Below are 18,508 nucleotides of genomic sequence, written 5' to 3'. Positions count from 1 at the left end.
CTGCGTCGGGCGGATATCCACTCGGCTGAGGACGGTATCCGGGTCGAGGCGGATGACGTCACGGTCGAGGACTCCTACGTCCACGACCTGCACCGTCAGCCAGGTGGGCACCATGACGCGTTCCAGATACGCAAGGGTGACAATGTCACGCTGCGGGGGAACAACTTCCAGGCGTACAACGCCTCCACCGACGACCCGATGAACGCCGCGATCCAGATCGGCTCGCTGCTCGGGGACGACCGGATCAGCAACTTCGTGGTCGAGGACAACTTGTTCAACGGCGGCAACTACACGATCAATGCCGGCGGGGATGCCGTGGACAGTGCGGTGTACCGGGGCAACGAGTTCGGTACCGACTACCGTTACGGCGTCTTCAGCAGCGGTTCCACGAGCACGTTCGACTCCTCCAACACCTGGCACGGCACGACGCATCCTGTAGACGAGTGACCGCGTAACGGCTGCCATGCCGTAGGTCACGTTGCAGGCTCGTTATCGAATTGTTACGGTCGGTGGCAGCGTGGGTCTGACGCGCCTCTCTTTCGTGTGGGGCCGTCAGCCATAGGGGGGCGAGCAGACGACGTGCTCGGGGCAGTTCTTGCCCGGCCTGCGCGCACCGTCCAGACGTGCCACCCGGCCGCACGGACGCGTTTCCCAGACATCCATAAGGAGACCCTTCACTATGACCAAGCATGTCTTGGTACGACCGACCAGTGCGCTTGTGACCGTCGGTGCCACGCTGGCGCTCGGCGCCGGCCTGGTGGTGAGCGCAGGACTCCCGGCCCAGGCCGCCGGGGTGGGAGCCGCTGACGCAACGCTCACCAGCTCGGGGACCATAACGATCACCGAACCGGGGACTGTCATCGATGGCCGGCACGTCAATGGCTCGATCAACGTCAAAGCGGACGATGTGACGATCAAGAACAGTAAGGTTACCTACGGTGGCTACCACAGCATCCGGATCTTCCCAGGGGCCGAAGGTACTCACATCGAGAACACGACCGTCGAGTGTGTGGGCGCCAGGACCAACGGGATCGTCTTCGGCAACTACACTGCGGTCGACGTTGCGCTGGAGGACTGCCGGAATGACTTCATGTTCAGTAGCAGCTCGCCCGCTGTGATCGTCGACAGTTCGATCGACGGCGGGTTCTTCTCCCACGCTGCAGACGAGTTGGAAGAGGCTCCGGAGCTCGCCCCGGAACCAGACGCGACGCCGAGCCTCAGTCCCGCGCCGACCCCCGAGCCCACTCCCGGCGAGACGCCCGTGCCCGCGCCGACACCGGCGCCGGAGCCAGCACCCGGTTCGGAGGTCTCGGACGGACGGTTCCCGGACGCGTCGAGCACTGGTGTGCCGGTGGGTACCAGCCTGACGGTGTCGGGCAGCTTGAAGATCACGGAGCCGGGCACCGTGATCGATGCCGTGCACGTGAAGGGCACAATCACGATCGCTGCGGACGACGTGACGGTGCGCCGGAGTCTGGTGGAGTCGGCGACGCCGCAGTATCCGATCAAGGTCGAGGCGGGGGTGACGGGAGCGTTGATCGAGGATGTCGAGGTCGACAACCTCAACGGCACCGGCATCGGGGTGTTCTTCAGCGGTGGTTCGGGCACGCTGCGTCGGGCGGATATCCACTCGGCTGAGGACGGTATCCGGGTCGAGGCGGATGACGTCACGGTCGAGGACTCCTACGTCCACGACCTGCACCGTCAGCCAGGTGGGCACCATGACGCGTTCCAGATACGCAAGGGTGACAATGTCACGCTGCGGGGGAACAACTTCCAGGCGTACAACGCCTCCACCGACGACCCGATGAACGCCGCGATCCAGATCGGCTCGCTGCTCGGGGACGACCGGATCAGCAACTTCGTGGTCGAGGACAACTTGTTCAACGGCGGCAACTACACGATCAATGGTGGTCGCAGCGGTGATGTCGACAGCGCCCGCTACAGCGGAAACGAGTTCGGTCCCGACTACCGCTACGCCGCCGTCGGGAACATCCACAACAGCAACTTCGACTCCACCAACGTGTGGGCCGCCACCGGCCAGCCGGTGCGCTGACCAGGCCGATTGAAACGCCGCGAGCGTTAAACATTCAGGCGTTGTCCGTGCCGCCTCGTGGGTATTCCGGAACGAAGGAGTACTCGCAGGGCGGCACGGCTGCGTCGGCGCCCGATAAGCGTGCGGAGGCCCTCCTGAAAGATCAGGAGCATCCAGTAGAAGACGCTTGGAATGGTCGCATGTCGTTTCCGGTATAGACGCATTCGGTTAACGGTCATCAAGCTCCAGAGCCGGCTGGAAACCGCGAGATCGCCGCCATGGTGTGTCACACCCGCGGTTGGCACGAGTTCGAGCCTCAACCCTGCGTCTCTCGCTCGTAATGCGTAATCGGTCTCTTCGCTGTAAAGGAAGAACTTCTCGTCCCAGTCTCCGATAGTCTCCATCGTGGTACGCGTGATCAGGAACGCGGCACCGGTCGCCCAATCGGCAGTTGTTCCCTGAAGATACGGACCCACGTCTCTAATCTCTTCGCCGAGGAGAGCAAATCGCGATGCGCGCGGTCCACCGAGTACCGCGGTCCCGAGCGAGCGGAGGAGGGTTGGCTCGCGTCGCAGCGAGAAGTGCAATGCCCCGTCCGGCCGTCGCAGAACTGGAACCGCGATGCCAATGTCGCGATCGGCCGTGACAGCATCGAGAAGACGCCGGAGCATCCCGGCATCCGGGACTGTGTCAGGGTTGAGGATGAGGGCAGCTCGGACCGGGCGCGCACCCGCCAATCCGGCATTGATTCCTGCGCTGTATCCACCGTTGTGCCCAGGTTCGACGATCGTTGCCCAGGGCGCGAGCCGTCGAGCGAGTGCGACTGTGTCATCGGCGGAGTTGTTATCGACGATGACCACCCGGATGCCGTCGACGCCTTCTAGTGCCGCCGGAAGCGCCTGCAAGAGGGGCGCGATGACGTCACGGCTGTTGTAAGTCACGGTCAGCACGGTGACCTGCGGCTCGACCAAGTCCTGCGCGACGAGCCCGTGAGGAGCCTGGACGGCTACCACCGTGCGGGCCTACCTGCGAGCGCCGCCGCGCGCCGCTGAATGTCCCGCCACTTGCGACGCCATCCAACGTACGCCCGCGGGTCCAGCGACGCGCTCTGCAGGACGAGTGCGCTTTGTTCGAGTTGAGCCACCCAAGCGGCAACGGTCACGACGTTGTTTGCCTGTGCCGACAGGGGCATGCGGGTGGCGAGATCGGCGTCGGTGCGGATCAGCGTGTGTGAGGACCTCGGGTCATCCATATGGTCTTCCCGCACGAATGGAAAGTAGAAGCCGTTCACTGCTCCTGCTCTGGCCAGTCGCACGCAGTATTGCGTGAAGGACTCGTCCGCGTTGAGAATGCCCTGACGTTCAATGAGCCGGCGCGGCAACAGGTAACCGCTGCCCTGTACCCACAGATTGCGCATGATTCGATGGCCGCCCGCTAAGGTCTGGATCTTCCTCTCGGCGAGTTCCGGATGGAAGTCCGAGTCTGGATGTCTCCAACTTCCGACAACCCCGAGTTCCGGATTGGACTCATGAGCGGCGGCGAACGTGTCGAGCCAGCCAGGGGTGACGCGACAGTCGTCGTCGACCTTGGAGACGAACTGAGCTTCGGACTCGGACCAGAGCCAGGATGTCGGCTCACGCAGCCGGACGTTCTCGCGGCTGTGGTGGTAGCGCGCGACGCGCGCATCATCCCTGTATGGACGGAGTGCTTCGATCGTCGCCTCGTCGTCGCCGTTGTGCCATAGCCACACACGGTCCTGCTGGCCGAGTGTGTCGAGCAGACGGGGAAGGCTGAGGTGAATGTAGCCCGCACTGCGGTAGGTAATCATCAGGATGTCTGCCCGGCGACTCATCGTGCCCCGTCGTGCAGCTGAGGGCGCGGGCTGAAGAGCCTAGACAGGTGAGAACGGCCGACGGTGCTCAGAAGCGTCATGCGACTGTTCCGATCGGCATTGGAGAGCCGTGCCATGAAGCGATCTCACTGAGGAGGTCGGCAAGTTGCTGCCGCGCGAGGGCGACCACGGAAGGCGTCGTCCGCGCGAGGTCGGATGCCGCTCGCTCCCGTTGATCGAAGGAGTGCATCATCATCTCGACAGCCGCCGCACCGGTCGTCTGCCGCGCGTCACCATGGTGCGCTCCCGAGCCACACATAGCGAACACACCCTCGGCCTTGTCGCTGTATGCGTAACCGAACGTCGGAACTCCTGATGAGAGTGATGCGATCGTGGCATGCATGCGGCTACCCGCGAACCAGTCGAGCTGAGCGATACACCATTTCAGCTCTGCGGCGCGGAGCTCCGCAGGAAGGATCATGACCGCGTCTCGTTCGTGGGGCGAGAGCGAATCCCGAACGGCCAGCGCAGCCGCGAGATCGCTCTCGCCTCCCGCGCCGTGCACATGCGGTACGAGGACCGGTCGTGCCCCGACGCCGATGAGCTCGCGAACGAGCGAGGTCATCGTCGCGAGGTAGTTGCCCCTGAGGCCGAAGCGGGCGGCTCGGCTCTCTTCGACGAGTAGCCCTGAGACGTTGACCCCTGCGAGGACCTCACCTGGGTGGTCGCCCAGAAGTCGTACCACCTCGCCGCTGGGTTCGCGCGGTTCGAGAGCGAACGCGACATCGACGCCACTACGCAACCGGCCCGTGTCAGCGTCGGGTCCACCGAGCTCAAGGAGACGCTCGTAGCTGAGGGCGTCACGAGCATAGGCAACGGTCGAGCGCTGCACTATTCGCTCGGCGCGACGGCGTGAGGCCTGACCGGTAAACGGTCCGAATGTCTGAGGGAGGAGCACGAGCGGGCGTCCCGCCCGTAGTGCCGCTTCCTTGGGAGCGCAGATTGCATCCAGTCGTGCTTGGCCGTAGAGGTCGGTGAAACTGTCGCCACCGCTGATGTCGAGCAGCGCATCTGCGTGACTGATGCGCTGCGCCGCTGGGTTGATCCTGCTCCGCAGGGCCTGGGCCAGTCGAATCTGAGCCCAGCTTTCTGGACGGTGCCACCGCCTCGAGAGGCGGACACCTACGAATTCGAGGCTCAAGCCGGAGCTGTCCCCGTCTCTCCGCACTCCCCAGCCGTCGTCGAGAACCGAGAGGTATGTACTGGCTTCTCTCAGTGCTATGGCGTCCAGCACAGAGCGCGCGAGGGCCTCGACCCCACGGTTGTCGTTGCGTACCAGAGCACCGGCGAGCACGAGTCGAAGTTCCGTCACATCCGAAGTATGGGGGAGCGCTCGGTGCTCTGTCCGAACTTCGTGTCCGAATCCTCTGTGGGTTCTCGACCACGGTGTCACGATTGTTGTGACACAGGTTCCGGGGAAGGAGGCGCACGGTGGACGTCTGGCGGATCACGTTAGCCACCCTGCGGCGGTGGTACATCTTCGTGCCGCTGCTCGCACTGACGGCGCTCGGTGTGCTCCGGGTCGGCGAGGGCGTCAATCCCGAGTACCAGGTGAGCGCCTCGACGCTCATGACGCCCGGGCGGGAGCCGGCGATGGTGCCCAACCCCTATGGCAACCTCGAACAAGGCAGCGCCGCCGTGGCTATTGTGCTGAACAGCAGTGAGACGAGACGTGGCCTCGAAGCGGAGGGTCTCAGTTCGACGTACACCGTCAGCGCGCAGGCCCGAAGCGCGATCATGAGCATCTCGGTTACTTCCGGATCTCCGGACGTGGCTGTCGAGACCGGCCACGCGCTTGTGGCCGAGATCCGCGACGAGCTGGCCGCCCGACAGGGTGCTGCCGGAGTGCACACGGCCGCTCAGTTCGGTCTGCAAGTCCTTGGTGCGCCAGAGGTCACAGCGATCACCTACGAAGGAAAAGCACAGATCCAGGCAGTGGTCGGAGTGCTCGGCGCCGGCATAGCGCTGCTCACTGCCATCCTCTTCGACGACATCGTCGGCCTTGCCAGGCGCCGCCGGCGGAAGCATAGTGAGAGCCGTCCGTCCGTCGGTCCGAGACCCGGATCAGGGCAGACCGTCGCCGCTAGCCGGTCGGACCTTCGGGACGGTGCCTACTTGACGCAGCCAGCTGATGCCATTCCTGTCACGATCAGGGAGTCGCTAGGAGACGAGACACTGCCATCTGATCGATCCGAGCTCGCTCGGAGACCGCTGCGCGGACATGATCGGACTTCGGTAGCGTCGACATGACGGACGCCGCACATTGTCCGGACGCGGGATGAGGCGCACACCCGGCGCCGGACGTCGCGAGAAGAGTGCGGATCGACTGGCCACGAAGGATGTTGGGGCGGACGGCTGGCAGCCTGTGCTGATTCGAAGCCCTACGGCGCTGAAAGTCGCGCGATCCGACCCCGAGCCTGTTGTCCTTCGCCCCCGTAACTCATCACCGATCGACCTCTTCACGATTCTCGTCGCCTTCCTGGCATTGCAATTTCTGATTCCAGCTCGCCTTGTCATAGCGGGCCTCGGAGCAGTCGGACGGCCTTCGGTCGCGGTGGGAATTCTCCTGATCTTCCTGTGGTGCGTATTTGCATTGAGGGGCGGGCTTCCGCCGGAGAAACAGCCCGTCAGGTGGCTGATGGCAGGCTACCTTGCGGTCCAACTCGTCGGCTACGCAGCCGGATATGACCGGCGACTGCCGGATGACGAAGCGAGCGGCGCTGACCGCTGGATGATCTTCAATGTGGCAATGGTTGGCATTGCTCTGGCGGTGGCTGATGGAATCAGAAGCAGACGCCAGCTGGATCGATTCCTTGTGGCGCTCGTAGGCTTCTCCTCGGTGATGGCGGCGGTCGGGATCCTCCAGTTCACTCGCATCGTCGATCTGACGCAGTACATACGTATTCCGGGCCTGTCCCGCAATTCGGCGCTGATCGGGGTCGGGGCGCGAGGCGACGGCGATTTCGCGCGTGTGGCCGGCACGGCCAACCACTACATCGAGTTCGGTGTGGTGCTCTCATTGGTGTTACCGATCGCGATGCACTACGCGTTCTTCTCGCCACCGGGACGAACCCGAATCGTGCGATGGCTCATGGTCGGCCTCATCGGAAGCAGCATCCCGTTGTCTATCTCGCGATCCGCCATCCTGACCGTGGCGCTCGCCATGACGCTCATGGCTGTCGTCTGGCCGTGGCGGCGCCGCTACAACGTGCTCGTCACCACTATCGTCGCCACGGCAGCCTTTCACGTCGTCAATCGTGGTGTGCTGGGAACGATCAAGGCGCTCTTCACAAATGTCGATAACGATCCGAGCATTCAGAACCGACTGTCTGACGGAGCGTACGTGATGGAGCTGTGGGCGCAGCGGCCGTGGCTCGGACGCGGGGTTGGGACCGTGCTCCCGGATCGGTACATCCTCCTAGACAACCAACTCTATGGTTCGTTGCTTGCGGGTGGTGTGCTGGGAGTGGCTGCGCTGATCGCGTTCTTTGCTGTGCCATTCTTCCTGGGAAGAAGTGTCCGTCTGCGTGGGGCAGATGAGGAAACCCGGCACCTCGGCCAAGCGCTAGCGGTCGTCATGCCCGCCGCCTTCCTCGCCAGCGGGACGTTCGACTCGTTCTCATTCGCGACCTTTGTTGGGGTTGTTTTTATCGTTGTCGGGGCGGTCGGTGCACTCTGGCGAGTTGAGTCGATTTCGCCGAGGCTACCGATGCAGTTGCGAGAGTCCGGGGATCAGTATGTCAACACCCCTCTTACCGCTGACTTGAAAGCAAGGCTACGTAGAGCGAATTCCGAACTCAAGGACAAGGCACGCCGCGCGCGCGGCGGATGACGGTTGACGAAAGATCGGCAGCCTGGTCATGAGGCTGTTATCCGTGGTTCGCCTCGCGGAAGCCAGGATCCATTGCCCGGCTGCCACGCCTGCGGACCCGCCGTAGCGTGCCGACGGTGGAGCGCAGCTTTTCCGTCAACGGCAGCTCGCTCCACCAGAATCGCCACATGGGGAAGCCTCTGAAGCGGGGGAACGGGTAGCCAGCGAGCCGGAGGCTGGCGATCCGGGCGGCTACGGCCCCGCGCGTGCGCAGTAGATTCGGCTGCGAGGCGGGCAGCACCCCTGGCGCGACACGCTCGGCGATGATCGCGCCCGATCGGATAGCGGATCGCAGCAGCTCTCGGCCCTTGTCGGTCCGCACCAGGATGAGCGAGCGCCCGGTGTCGCCAGGCTCGACCGGGCGGTACCACGGGTCGCCGACGGACAGGTCCGCGAGCTCGCCGGTGTGGTCGGGGCACAGTCGGCAGCGCCACTGCCGATGCTTCTGCAGCACCGTGTTCCACGACCCGTCGTAGTCGAGTCGCCCCTCCTGCCCGCTGCGGGTGGTCGCGACGGCGTGGCCGGGCCAGCCCATCCCCCGGAAACGGAGGGACGTCACGTCGTCAGGGTCATGAATGCCCATGGCCGAGAGCATCTCCAGGGTGCCCCGCGTGCTCGGTGTGCCCGCGCAGAACACCGCGATCGTGACGCCGATGGCGGCGTCGAGCTGGGGACGGTTCCGACGCGCAGCCCAAACCCCTGCGATGTCGCAGGGCTTGCCGATCATCACGACGGGCCCGCCTGCGGACTCGGCCAGGTCTAGCCTGTCGCAGGGCCCGGCCGGTGCATAGCGCGAGCCCGCCGCCGCGAGCAACGCGTCCCGGCTCCGACTCAGCACTGTCTCGTTCGTCAGCGGGGCGTCGGGGTGCGCGGCGGTGTGCAGGACGCCGGCGAAGGCTCGGCTAGAGACGGCACAGGCGGCGAGGGCGGTCACCACGCCGCCGCTGGAGCCTGCGAACCGGACCTCCTGGTCAGAGGCATAGCCTTCCCAGACCTCGAGGACGTCGCCCCAACCGTCCGCGAGCTCGGTGATGGCGTTCGCGGCCACCGGGGGGCGCGTGATTGTCGCTCCAGGGCACACGGCGGCGGCGCTCGTCGTCTCGTCGTCGTCATGTCCGTCCTTCATCCGCGGGCGCAGACCGAGGTCGACGCGGTCGACCATCTCGAGGCGTTCTGGCATCAGGCCCGCACACAGTCCGCAGCCGCTGCACAGGTCGGCAGCGACGACCTGCCCAATGGTTGTGGGACGAGATGTCACGTCCAGGTCCTCCTCGTTCGAGCCGGATCGCACAGCAAGCGTGGCATAGCGCGTGGCCCCAGGTGGACGAATCTGACCACAGTCTCTGGATACCCGGCCGATACCTCCGGGCCGTGCGCCATAGCGTTCGGTCGCGCGGATGGGTGCGGGCAAGTCGGCTACCGGCTACACGCGCTACCACTGTTGGCGCGGCGAGACGAGGCCTGGCACTTTTGCGCGCCGAAAGCGGTGCTCTGCGTCCTCCGCCAGCCATACGCTCGGCCCATTCGCACCGAGGAGGATCAATGACGAAGACGACTGCCGACGCCACAACCCGCGGTGGCAAGGTGATGCGGCGATTGCTGGTGGAGTCTCCGACGTCGCTCGGTGCGCGCGCTCGCCTCAGGCGTTGGGACCTGTTCCGTGCGAACTTCCCGGATGTGACGGAGATGAGTGTCCTCGACCTCGGCGGCACGGTGGAATCGTGGCAACGGGCGCCAGTCACGCCACGTCGGGTCACGGTGCTCAACCTGTTCGAGCCTGGTGAGTCGCGGGACGACAGCGTCGTTCCGGTCGCCGGGGATGCCTGCGCTGCGCGCAGTGCCCTTGAGTCCGCCGGGTCGGACACCTCGTTCGACCTGGTGTTCTCGAACTCGTTGCTCGAGCATGTCGGGGGACATGCTCGCCGAGTTGACCTGGCGCGAGAGATCGATGCGCTGGCGCCCCGTCACTGGGTGCAGACGCCTTACCGGTACTTCCCCGTCGAACCGCACTGGCTCTTTCCCGGGATGCAGTTCGCACCGACCAAGGCACGTGTCGCGATCGCTCGGCACTGGCCCCTCGTCCACACGAGACCCAAGACGTACGAGGGCGCCAGGAGCTCGGTCCTGTGGACCGAGCTTGTCGGTGTGACGGAGATGCAGGCTTACTTTCCCTCGTCAACGATCCTTCGTGAGCGTCTCGCAGGCCTCCCCAAGTCTCTGATCGCCGTGCGCTGAACAGCGCTCCGGAGTGCCGGACCGCGTACCTCAACATCTGTGTCTCATTCGGGTCCGCGTTCTGGACGCCGGCGCTACTGTCGGAAACGCCCATCCAGAGCGGCCGAGAGACCTGGCTCGACGACGCCGCAGCAACCTCCCGACGTCGGGGTGGTGCTCACGCCAGGACCGATGGAGTGTGAGCAATGGTCCCGGCGGTCTTCCCACCCACGACGGTCACGCAGCCGACGGTCTCCTTCGAGCTCTTCCCGCCCCGCCGGCCCGAGCTCGACGAGGTCATCTGGCAACGCGTGCTGCGCATGGCCGCCGCGGGCCCGGACTTCTTCTCCGTCACGTATGGCGCCTCCGGCACCTCGCGTCTGGCCTCGGCGGAGCTCGTGCGGCGCCTCATCACCGAGGCCGGTGTCCGGCCGATCGCCCATCTCACGTGCGTCGGGGCCACCCGTGACGAGCTGGCGGGCATGGTGCGGTCCCTCCTCGACGCCGGTGTCCGTGACTTCCTCGCCCTGCGCGGGGACCCGCCGGTCGGCGAGCAGGTGTGGCGGCCCACCGCCGGCGGCCTGGACCGGGCAAGCGACCTGGTCGCGCTCATCAGGGAGATCCAGGCCGAGCACCTGGGACGCCCGTGCGAGACAGGCCGGTCCACGACGGAGCCACCGAGCGTCGTCGCGCTCGACCTCGGGGCGCGCGCCGCCGACAGCGTCTCGGTGTCGGTCGCCACCTACCCCTCCGGGGCCGCCCACGGGCGCACGGCCGAGCTGGCGGCGCTGCGGGAGAAGCAGGACGCCGGAGCCGACTTCGCGATCACCCAGGTCTTCTACGACGCCGAGGCCTACGCCTCCCTCGTGGCCGACGCCCGCGACGTCGGCATCGAGCTGCCCATCCTTCCGGGAATCATCCCGATGACGGACGCGCGCCGCCTGCAGCGGCTCGCCGGCCTCTCCGGCGTCGAGGTGCCGCGCAGCCTCCAGGCGCTGCTCTCTGTCGAGGACGACGCCGAGCGGCTCCGCCGAGGCATCGACGCGACCGTGGCGCTGATCGACCGCGTCCTCGCGGTGGGTGCTCCTGGGATCCACCTGTACACGTTCAACCAGGACCGGCCGGCCCTGGACGTCGTCGAGCACCTCCGTGACAGGGGCTTGCGGAACCCGGCGCTGTCCAGAGCACAGCCCGGCTGCGCCGCCATGCCCACCGGCTCGGCCCCTTTGCCCCGCGCAACGCCCGGGGCCACCGTCCTGTCGCCTGTCGCCCGTTGAGGCATCCGCCCATGTCCGAACCACTCACCAGCCCCGAGGACCACACATGACCGACAGCACCGCGCCCGCCCTGCCCGCCGCCACGATCCTGGGGTATCCCCGGAACGGGCCCGACCGTGAGCTGAAGAAGGCGCTCGAGGCATACTGGGCCGGCCGCGCCGAGCCGGACCGGTTGGACGACGAGCTCCGGGCACTGCGTCGCCGCACGCGGCGGCACCTCGCCGCGCTCGGGCTGTCCGCCGACGGAGCCGTCCCGGCGGCCTTCTCGGCCTACGACCCGGTCCTCGACGTCGCGACGATGCTCGGTGCGGTACCGGAGCGGTTCGCGGGTCTCGTTGCCGCGGACGGCAGCGTGGACCTCCCCGGATACTTCGCGCTGGCCCGCGGAGCGGGCGAGAAGGCACCGCTGGAGATGACCAAGTGGTTCGACTCCAACTACCACTACCTCGTGCCGGAGATCGGCCCGGACACGACCATTCGCTACGTCGACGACCGCATGGTCCGCGAGTTCCGCGAGGGGCTCGACGAGGGCAGCACGACCCGGCCGGTGCTCGTCGGCCCGGTGACCTTCCTGCTGCTCAGCAAGGCGGCCGTCGGCGCTCCTAAGGGTTTCCGCCCTATGGACCGTCTCGAGGACGTGGTGGGCGCCTACGCGCACCTGCTCAGCGAGCTGGGCGCCGCAGGTGCGCCCTGGGTGCAGATCGACGAGCCCGCCCTTGTGGCGGACACCTGGGACGCTTCGAGGGAAGAGGTCCTCGCCGCCACCGACTACGCCTACGACGTCCTGTCCTGGCAGCTGGCGCGCTCCCGCCGCCCGGCGATCCTGCTGACCGCGCCGTACGGCAGCGTCGGCGACGCGCTACCCGTCCTCGCCGCGTCGTCGGTGGAGGCCGTCGGCCTGGACCTGGTGCGCGGTGAGATGCCCTCCGCAGACGTGCTCGCGACGCTCGCCGGCAAGACCGTGGCGGCCGGCGTCGTCGACGGGCGGAACATCTGGCGCACCGACCTCGAACGCGCCCTGGACCTCCTCGAGCGGCTGCGAGACGCCGTCGGACCGGACGGGCGTGTCTGCGTCTCCACCTCGACCTCCCTGCAGCACGTTCCGCACGACGTCGAACGCGAGGTGCACCTGTCTCTAGAGCTGCGCGGCTGGCTGGCCTTCGCGGACCAGAAGGTCGGCGAGGTCCTCCTGCTCGCCGACGGTCTCGAGCGCGGGCGCGGCGCGATCGCCGCCGAGCTCGCGGAGGCTGCCGACGCCCGCGCCGCGCGGCTGGCGCACCCCGGCGTGCACCGTCCCCAGACCCGGGCGGAGCTCGCCGGGCTCGACGAGACGGCCTTCGACCGCGAGCCATACGCCCGCCGTGCGGTCACGCAGCAGGAGGAGCTGGGCCTGCCGGTGCTGCCCACGACGACGATCGGGTCGTTCCCGCAGACCAGCGAGATCCGGCGCGTGCGAGCGGCCCACCGGCGCGGCGAGCTGGACGACGCGGCCTACGAGGCCGCCATGCGCGCCGAGATCGAGAAGGTGGTGCGTCTGCAGGAGGAGCTGGGGCTGGACGTGCTCGTCCACGGTGAGCCCGAGCGCAACGACATGGTGCAGTACTTCGCCGAGCTGCTCGACGGGTTCGCGGTGACGCAGCACGGGTGGGTGCAGTCCTACGGTTCGCGGTGCACGCGTCCGTCGATCCTGTGGGGCGATGTCTCCCGGCCGGCGCCGATGACTGTGGCGTGGGCGAGCTATGCCGCGTCGCTGACGGACCGGCCGGTCAAGGGGATGCTCACCGGGCCGGTGACGATCCTGGCGTGGTCGTTCGTGCGCGACGACCAGCCGCTGGCCCAGACCGCCAACCAGGTGGCGCTCGCCCTGCGGGCAGAGGTCGCTGACCTGCAGGACTCCGGGATCGGCATCATCCAGGTGGACGAGCCGGCGCTGCGTGAGCTGCTGCCGCTGCGCCGCGCCGACCAGGCCGCCTACCTGGACTGGTCGGTCCGGGCCTTCCGGCTCGCCACGTCGTCGGCCGCCGCACGCACCCAGGTGCACACCCACCTGTGCTACTCCGAGTTCAGCGAAGTCATCGACGCCATCGACGGCCTGGACGCGGACGTGACCAGCATCGAGGCGGCCCGCTCGCGCATGGAGATCCTGCCCGCCATCCGTGCGGCGGGCTTCGTGCGTCAGATCGGCCCGGGGGTGTACGACATCCACTCCCCGCGGGTGCCCTCCGTCGAGGAGATCACCGAGCTGCTCACCGCCGCCGTCGCCGCTGTCCCGGCGCGGCAGCTGTGGGTCAACCCGGACTGCGGGCTGAAGACCCGGCGCTACGAGGAGACGACGGCGGCGCTGACCAACCTGGTCGCCGCCACCCGAACCGTGCGCGCGGGTCTCGGGCAGCCGAGCTCGGTCACGGTCGGCGTGCGCTGAAGACGCGGACAGGCCGACACGGTGGGGCGCGGCCGAGCACGTGTGCCGAGTGGCATCGGCCACGGCGCAGGTGCTCGGCCGGCCCCGCGACCGTCAGCGGTTCGTGACGAGGGCCTCGTCCACCTGCCGCTCGAGGTGTGCGGCGATCTCGAGCGACGCCGTCGCGGCCGGGGAGGGCGCGTTGAGCACGTGCACCTGCCCGGGAGCCTGCTGGACGAGGAAGTCGTCCACCAGCGACCCGTCCCGGCGCAGGGCCTGGGCGCGTACCCCCGCCGGTGCGCGGAGCAGGTGCTCGCGGCGGATCTCCGGCACCAGCCTGGCCAGGCTCCTCGCGAAGAGGGTCTTGGACACCGACCTCGCGACCTCGCGGGCGCCGGGTCGCCAGTTCTGGCGTCCCAGCTCCCACAGGCCCGGCCAGCGCAGCGCGTCGGCGACGTCGGACGGGGCGACGTCGCGCCAGCGGTATCCCTCCCGAGCGAGCGCGAGCACCGCGTTCGGGCCGGCGTGCACCCCGCCGTGCACCATCTTCGTCAGGTGGACGCCCAGGAACGGGAAGCGGGGGTCGGGCACCGGGTAGATCAGCCCCTGCACGAGCGGCACCGCGGCATCGGTCAGCTCGAAGTACTCGCCGCGGAAGGGCACGATCCGGGCCTCGGGCTCCAGGCCGCACGCGCGGGCAAGCCGGTCCGCGTGCAGACCCCCGCAGACCACCAGCGCGTCGGCGGCGAGCTGCTCCTCGCCGGCCGAGGTGGTGAACCGGGCACGCACCCTGGTCCCTTCCGTGCGGGCGGCCAAGAACTCCGCGCCGAACCGGATCGCACCCCCGGCCGCGCGCACCTGCTCGGCCAGCACCTCGCACACGCCCCGGTAGTCGACGATGCCGGTGCTCTCCACCCGCAGGGCCGCCACGCACGACACGTGCGGCTCGTGGTCGCGCGCCTCCGCGGCCGAGATCAGGCGGGCCGGTACACCGTTTGCCACGGCCCGCTCAGCGAGACGGTGCAGGCCCGGCAACTCGTCGTCGCTGACCGCGACCACGAGCTTGCCGCACTGCTCGACGGCGACGCCGTGCGTCCGGGCGAAGGCGACCATGCTCTCGGCGCCTGCCACCCCCATCCGCGCCTTGAGGCTGCCAGTCGGGTAGTACAGGCCCGAGTGGACGACGCCGGAGTTCCGTCCCGTCTGGTGCAGCGCCAGGTCGCGCTCCTTCTCCAGCACCGTCACATCGTCACCACGTGCCGCGAGCCGTGCGGCCGTGGCCAGGCCGACGATCCCGCTGCCGACAACAATCACCTTCGTCATGGCGACAGTCTCGTCGTACCGCGACGGGGCCGGGCAGGAATTGACGAGCACGGGTCGTCGGAGCGCGGGGCAATCCCGGGCACGCCGTCGCCCGTACAAGGAGACGGACGCGCGTGGCCGCGACCCTCGCAGGATCTCCTGCACCGCAGCGAAGGAGAACGCACATGTTCGACCTGATCGACGGACTGCCCCTGCACCCCCTCGTCGTCCACGCGGTCGTGGTGCTGCTGCCGCTCGCCGCCGCCGGTGCCGTCGCCATCGCCGTGATCCCGCCGTGGCGACGTCGCTTCGGCGTGCTCGTCGCGCTGGTCGCCACCGCGGGCACTGCGATGGTCCCGGTCGCCACCCGCAGCGGCGAGGCCTTCATGCTCCGCCAGGGCGCGCCGGCCGGAAACCACCAGCAGCTCGGCGGGCAGATGATCTGGTACGCCCTGGCGCTGACCGTGCTGGTGTGGCTCCTCGTCCTCGCCGACCTACGGGTCCGGCGGGCCGCTGCGGCGGCCCCGCCCGCCGCAGCGTCCACCGCCCGACCCGGGCCCGGGACGGCCGCGCGCGGAGAGACGACCGGCGCGCGGACCACGGCCCGGATCTCCGACCGGCCACCAGCCCCGTCGGGCCGCGGGCTGGCCACGGTGCTCGCCGTCCTGACGGTGCTCGCCGCGCTGGCCACCGGCTTCCACGTCTACCGGGTCGGCGAGAGCGGGGCCCGGTCGGTGTGGGGCGACGTCGCCGCCACCGCACCGGTGTCGATCGAGGTCGCCCCGCACCAGCTCTGAGACCGGCGACCGCGTTCGGTCGCCGGTCCGCGCGGCGGTTCGTGGCCCCCGGACCGCCGCGCGGCGGCCCCGGGTAGCGCGCCCGCCTACCGCTGTCACGACGTGCCCTCGGCACCATCTACAGGCGTCAAAAGCCGTGCGCGCCTTGAGGCCCACGCTTTAAGGTTGCTCCCATCGCCGCACCGTGGCCGCGATGGGGAACGCCTGTGACGCAGCAGCTCCCCGGACGTCCTCCGGCCGGGGAGGAGCCGCATGACCGTTCGCCGCAGCCGCCTCGCGCCGCGCGAGGTGCCCCCGGGCAAGCGCCCGATCCTCCTCATCGGAGCGAACGGCATGGCGAGGGAGGTGCTCGACGCCGTGCGCGCTGCCGGCTCCCACGAGCCGGTCGGGTTCGTCGACGACGACGCCGACCGGCACGGCACCTGGCTCGACGGGGTGCCGGTCCTCGGCTCGCTCGACCACGTCAGGGCCTACCCGGACGCCGGGCTCGTCCTCTGCGCCAGCCGCGGCGGGGCTCGCGCGTCGCTGGCGGGTCGCCTCGCGGCGCTCGGGATCGCCGAGAACCGCTACCTCACGGTGTGCCACCCCAGCGTCCAGGTGCCGCGCGGCTGCCTCCTCGGAGCGGGCACCGTCCTGCTCGCCCACGTGGCGCTGGCAGGCGACGTGCGGGTCGGGCGGCACGTGCTGGTCATGGCCAACACGGTGCTCCACCACGGCAACGTGCTCGAGGACTTCGCCACTCTTGCCGCCGGCGTCAGCGTGGGAGCAGAGGTCCATGTGGGAAGTCGGGCCTACCTCGGCATGAACGCCAGTGTGCGCGAACGCACTCGCGTCGGTGCCGACGCCGTCCTGGGGATGGGCGCCGCAGCCGTAGGGGACGTCCCGGCGGGGGAGACGTGGGCGGGGGTGCCGGCGCAGATGCTGCGCTCGTGGGTCGAGCCCTGGTAGGTGGGCACGCGACGAACCTCGCCGTGGTCCGTGGTCCGCAGCATGGCCCTCGCCCCATCTCCGCCTCACCCCGCGCACACCGTCCCGCCTCACCCGCGAGTTCAGCCCGAACGGGCAACCGGGGGCGCGGCGGAGCGCTAGGTTCTCGCTTGACCGATTGGATCACGTCGAAAGGCATCCGTCATGGACGCGTTGTCGAGCACCGCGCAGTACGCACCTCCGGAGATCACCGAGGTCGGGACCGTCCGTGGACTCACCCTGGGTGAGACCCTCCAGGGGAACGCCGACTGGAAGCTGAACAACCTCCACCCCTCCCAGGTGGCTCCGCACACCGGCCTCTACTCCTGAGCACCCGCACGCGCCCAGCAGCTGGCACCCCGCGACGAGCCCTCCCGTCGCGGGGTGCCGTCGGTCGTGCGCCGGTGGCTGACGCGTCGGACGACCGCTTCGCGCGCGTGACCGAGGTCGAGGCGGCCATCTCCTGGCCGCTCGGGCGCCTGCACCGACAGCCCGCCCACGTGACGGGTACCGCGCGCCAGGTGCTCGAGGACGTCGTGCTGCGCAGCCTCGCGGCGCCCGGCCCCACGTTCGTGACGTTCTCCGGCGGCCGCGACTCCTCCGCGGTGCTCGCCGTCGCCACGCAGGTCGCTCGCCGGGAGGGCCTGGCGCTGCCGGTACCGGTGACCGCGGTCTTCCCCGGCGTGCCCGAGTCGGACGAGTCGCAGTGGCAGGAGCTCGTGCTGTCGCACCTGCGGCTCACCGAGCGGATCGTCCTCACCATCGACGACGAGCAGCGGTGGCTGGGCGAGCCGGCCCGGACGTCGCTGCGGCGCCGCGGACTGCTCTGGCCCGCTGCCGTCCACCTCGACGACCTGTTGTTCGCGCAGATGGCGGGCGGCCGGCTGCTCACCGGGGAAGGTGGTGACGCCGTCCTCGGTCCGCACCGCGTCACACCGCTCTCCCTGGTGCTGCGCGAGCGCCGCCGCCCCGACCGGGGATTGCTGGCCGCGGCGCTGCGCGCCGCTCTCCCCGCCACGGGACGTGCCGCCGCCATGCGCGCCGCCGCACTCGTCCGCCCCGCGGAGCCGTGGCTGCGCGGCCGCGCCACCCGCGCGCTCGCCGCCGCGCAGGCCGACCTGCTCCGCCGGCCGCTCAGCTGGGAGCGGGAGACCAGGGCCATGCTCACCACGCGTGCGATCGCCGTCTTCGAGCACAACTACGCCGCGGTGGCCGCCGACCACGACGTGACGGTCTCGCACCCGCTGCGCTCGGCGGAGTTCGTCTCGGCTCTCGCCCGCGACGGCGGCGGCTGGGGTTATCCGGGCCGCACCCACCTCATGCGTGCGCTCTTCGCCGACCTCCTGCCCGACGCGCTCCTCGCCCGGTCGACCAAGGCTCTCTTCAACGGGACACGTTTCGGCGAGGGGGAGCGCGAGTTCGCCCGCACGTGGGACGGCACCGGCGTCGACCCGCGCCTGGTCGACCCGGCGGCACTGCGCGCCGAGTGGCTCCGCGAGCGCCCGGCGACGACGTCGGCCCTGCTCCTGCAGCAGGCTTGGCTCGCCACCGAGGGGCTGCCGGCGAGCCCTGTCGTCACGCGCTCGGGCACCCGTTCGACCTGAGGGGCCTCGCAGCCTCGCCGTCGGCGGGCGCCTCGCCCGGCTGCGCGGCCGGTCGTAGACTGCTCCGCGGACCCCGCCTCCTGCTGGATGCGGGGCTCGTGTGCTGCCCGGCCCGCCGCGAACCCCGCGCGCCGTCGCCGCCCCGCCGTC

At 69.0% G+C, this 18,508-nt stretch carries 16 protein-coding genes and 1 riboswitch; of the genes, 11 read left to right on the top strand and 5 right to left on the bottom strand.

What is annotated here, in order from left to right; genetic code table 11:
- On the top strand, positions 1-447 hold a 447-nt coding region (locus GD748_RS19690; protein ID WP_226921658.1), incomplete at its 5' end, for a hypothetical protein.
- 232 nt (positions 448-679) lie between these two features.
- On the top strand, positions 680-2,056 hold the full coding sequence (locus tag GD748_RS19100; RefSeq protein WP_152196824.1) for a right-handed parallel beta-helix repeat-containing protein: 1,377 nt from the start codon (positions 680-682) through the stop codon (positions 2,054-2,056).
- A 26-nt stretch (positions 2,057-2,082) separates the two neighbouring features.
- Here the strand turns inward: GD748_RS19100 and GD748_RS19095 are convergent, their stop codons facing one another.
- From GD748_RS19095 to GD748_RS19085, 3 genes are all read right to left on the bottom strand, one after another.
- Positions 2,083-3,048: a glycosyltransferase family 2 protein gene (locus tag GD748_RS19095; protein ID WP_152196823.1), complete on the bottom strand. Its 966-nt coding sequence runs from the start codon at positions 3,046-3,048 to the stop codon at positions 2,083-2,085.
- Positions 3,042-3,863, bottom strand: coding sequence for a glycosyltransferase (locus GD748_RS19090; protein ID WP_226921655.1), 822 nt, complete (start codon positions 3,861-3,863; stop codon positions 3,042-3,044). The genes GD748_RS19095 and GD748_RS19090 overlap by 7 nt, the downstream gene beginning before the upstream one ends.
- Before the next feature lie 100 nt (positions 3,864-3,963).
- Entirely contained in the window at positions 3,964-5,238 is a 1,275-nt protein-coding gene (locus GD748_RS19085; RefSeq protein WP_152816404.1) for a polysaccharide pyruvyl transferase family protein, read from the bottom strand.
- A 119-nt stretch (positions 5,239-5,357) separates the two neighbouring features.
- On the opposite strand from GD748_RS19085, the gene GD748_RS19080 reads away from it, so the two are divergent.
- Entirely contained in the window at positions 5,358-6,176 is an 819-nt protein-coding gene (locus GD748_RS19080) for a YveK family protein (RefSeq protein ID WP_152196821.1), read from the top strand.
- Between the two features lie 28 nt (positions 6,177-6,204).
- Positions 6,205-7,758, top strand: coding sequence for an O-antigen ligase family protein (locus tag GD748_RS19075; RefSeq protein WP_152196820.1), 1,554 nt, complete (start codon positions 6,205-6,207; stop codon positions 7,756-7,758).
- A 37-nt stretch (positions 7,759-7,795) separates the two neighbouring features.
- Here the strand turns inward: GD748_RS19075 and GD748_RS19070 are convergent, their stop codons facing one another.
- Complete coding sequence (locus GD748_RS19070) at positions 7,796-9,208, bottom strand: Coenzyme F420 hydrogenase/dehydrogenase, beta subunit C-terminal domain (protein WP_226921652.1); 1,413 nt, start codon at positions 9,206-9,208, stop codon at positions 7,796-7,798.
- A gap of 131 nt (positions 9,209-9,339) precedes the next feature.
- Here GD748_RS19070 and GD748_RS19065 point away from each other — a divergent pair, with 131 nt between their 5' ends.
- The 3 genes from GD748_RS19065 to metE all read left to right on the top strand — a co-directional run bounded on the left by GD748_RS19065 (position 9,340) and on the right by metE (position 13,710).
- Entirely contained in the window at positions 9,340-10,032 is a 693-nt protein-coding gene (locus GD748_RS19065) for a hypothetical protein (RefSeq protein WP_226921651.1), read from the top strand.
- 87 nt (positions 10,033-10,119) lie between these two features.
- Positions 10,120-10,211, top strand: a riboswitch (SAM riboswitch).
- Between the two features lie 6 nt (positions 10,212-10,217).
- Positions 10,218-11,288, top strand: coding sequence for a methylenetetrahydrofolate reductase (locus GD748_RS19060; protein WP_152196819.1), 1,071 nt, complete (start codon positions 10,218-10,220; stop codon positions 11,286-11,288).
- 46 nt (positions 11,289-11,334) lie between these two features.
- Positions 11,335-13,710, top strand: coding sequence for a 5-methyltetrahydropteroyltriglutamate--homocysteine S-methyltransferase (gene metE / locus GD748_RS19055; RefSeq protein ID WP_152196818.1), 2,376 nt, complete (start codon positions 11,335-11,337; stop codon positions 13,708-13,710).
- Between the two features lie 93 nt (positions 13,711-13,803).
- Here the strand turns inward: metE and lhgO are convergent, their stop codons facing one another.
- Positions 13,804-15,012, bottom strand: a complete 1,209-nt coding sequence (gene lhgO, locus GD748_RS19050) for an L-2-hydroxyglutarate oxidase (RefSeq protein ID WP_152196817.1) — start codon at positions 15,010-15,012, stop codon at positions 13,804-13,806.
- A gap of 164 nt (positions 15,013-15,176) precedes the next feature.
- Here lhgO and GD748_RS19045 point away from each other — a divergent pair, with 164 nt between their 5' ends.
- The 4 genes from GD748_RS19045 (at position 15,177) to GD748_RS19030 (ending at position 18,358) form a co-directional block, all read left to right on the top strand.
- Positions 15,177-15,788, top strand: coding sequence for a DUF2231 domain-containing protein (locus GD748_RS19045; RefSeq protein WP_152196816.1), 612 nt, complete (start codon positions 15,177-15,179; stop codon positions 15,786-15,788).
- Between the two features lie 252 nt (positions 15,789-16,040).
- Entirely contained in the window at positions 16,041-16,736 is a 696-nt protein-coding gene (locus GD748_RS19040; protein WP_152196815.1) for a NeuD/PglB/VioB family sugar acetyltransferase, read from the top strand.
- Positions 16,737-16,919: 183 nt separating this feature from the next.
- The gene (locus tag GD748_RS19035; RefSeq protein ID WP_152196814.1) at positions 16,920-17,084 is read left to right on the top strand and encodes a lasso RiPP family leader peptide-containing protein; all 165 of its coding nucleotides are present in this window, start codon (positions 16,920-16,922) and stop codon (positions 17,082-17,084) included.
- Positions 17,085-17,158: 74 nt separating this feature from the next.
- Positions 17,159-18,358, top strand: coding sequence for an asparagine synthase-related protein (locus GD748_RS19030; RefSeq protein ID WP_193313034.1), 1,200 nt, complete (start codon positions 17,159-17,161; stop codon positions 18,356-18,358).
- The last annotated feature ends 150 nt before the right edge of the window (positions 18,359-18,508 follow it).

It is taken from the genome of Georgenia subflava, assembly GCF_009193155.1.
Classification (GTDB): Bacteria; Actinomycetota; Actinomycetes; order Actinomycetales; family Actinomycetaceae; genus Georgenia; species Georgenia subflava.
Note: the sequence above shows the minus strand (reverse complement) of the source record. Positions and strands in the feature narration are given on the sequence as shown.

Excerpts from the sequence above, each read along its gene's own strand:
- GD748_RS19090 (WP_226921655.1), bottom strand. The coding sequence starts at position 3,863 with ATGATTACCTACCGCAGTGCGGGCTACATTCACCTCAGCCTTCCCCGT.
- GD748_RS19065 (WP_226921651.1), top strand. The coding sequence starts at position 9,340 with ATGACGAAGACGACTGCCGACGCCACAACCCGCGGTGGCAAGGTGATG.
- GD748_RS19075 (WP_152196820.1), top strand. The coding sequence starts at position 6,205 with ATGAGGCGCACACCCGGCGCCGGACGTCGCGAGAAGAGTGCGGATCGA.
- lhgO (WP_152196817.1), bottom strand. The coding sequence starts at position 15,012 with ATGACGAAGGTGATTGTTGTCGGCAGCGGGATCGTCGGCCTGGCCACG.
- metE (WP_152196818.1), top strand. The coding sequence starts at position 11,335 with ATGACCGACAGCACCGCGCCCGCCCTGCCCGCCGCCACGATCCTGGGG.
- GD748_RS19060 (WP_152196819.1), top strand. The coding sequence starts at position 10,218 with ATGGTCCCGGCGGTCTTCCCACCCACGACGGTCACGCAGCCGACGGTC.
- GD748_RS19040 (WP_152196815.1), top strand. The coding sequence starts at position 16,041 with ATGACCGTTCGCCGCAGCCGCCTCGCGCCGCGCGAGGTGCCCCCGGGC.
- GD748_RS19045 (WP_152196816.1), top strand. The coding sequence starts at position 15,177 with ATGTTCGACCTGATCGACGGACTGCCCCTGCACCCCCTCGTCGTCCAC.
- GD748_RS19100 (WP_152196824.1), top strand. The coding sequence starts at position 680 with ATGACCAAGCATGTCTTGGTACGACCGACCAGTGCGCTTGTGACCGTC.
- GD748_RS19035 (WP_152196814.1), top strand. The coding sequence starts at position 16,920 with ATGGACGCGTTGTCGAGCACCGCGCAGTACGCACCTCCGGAGATCACC.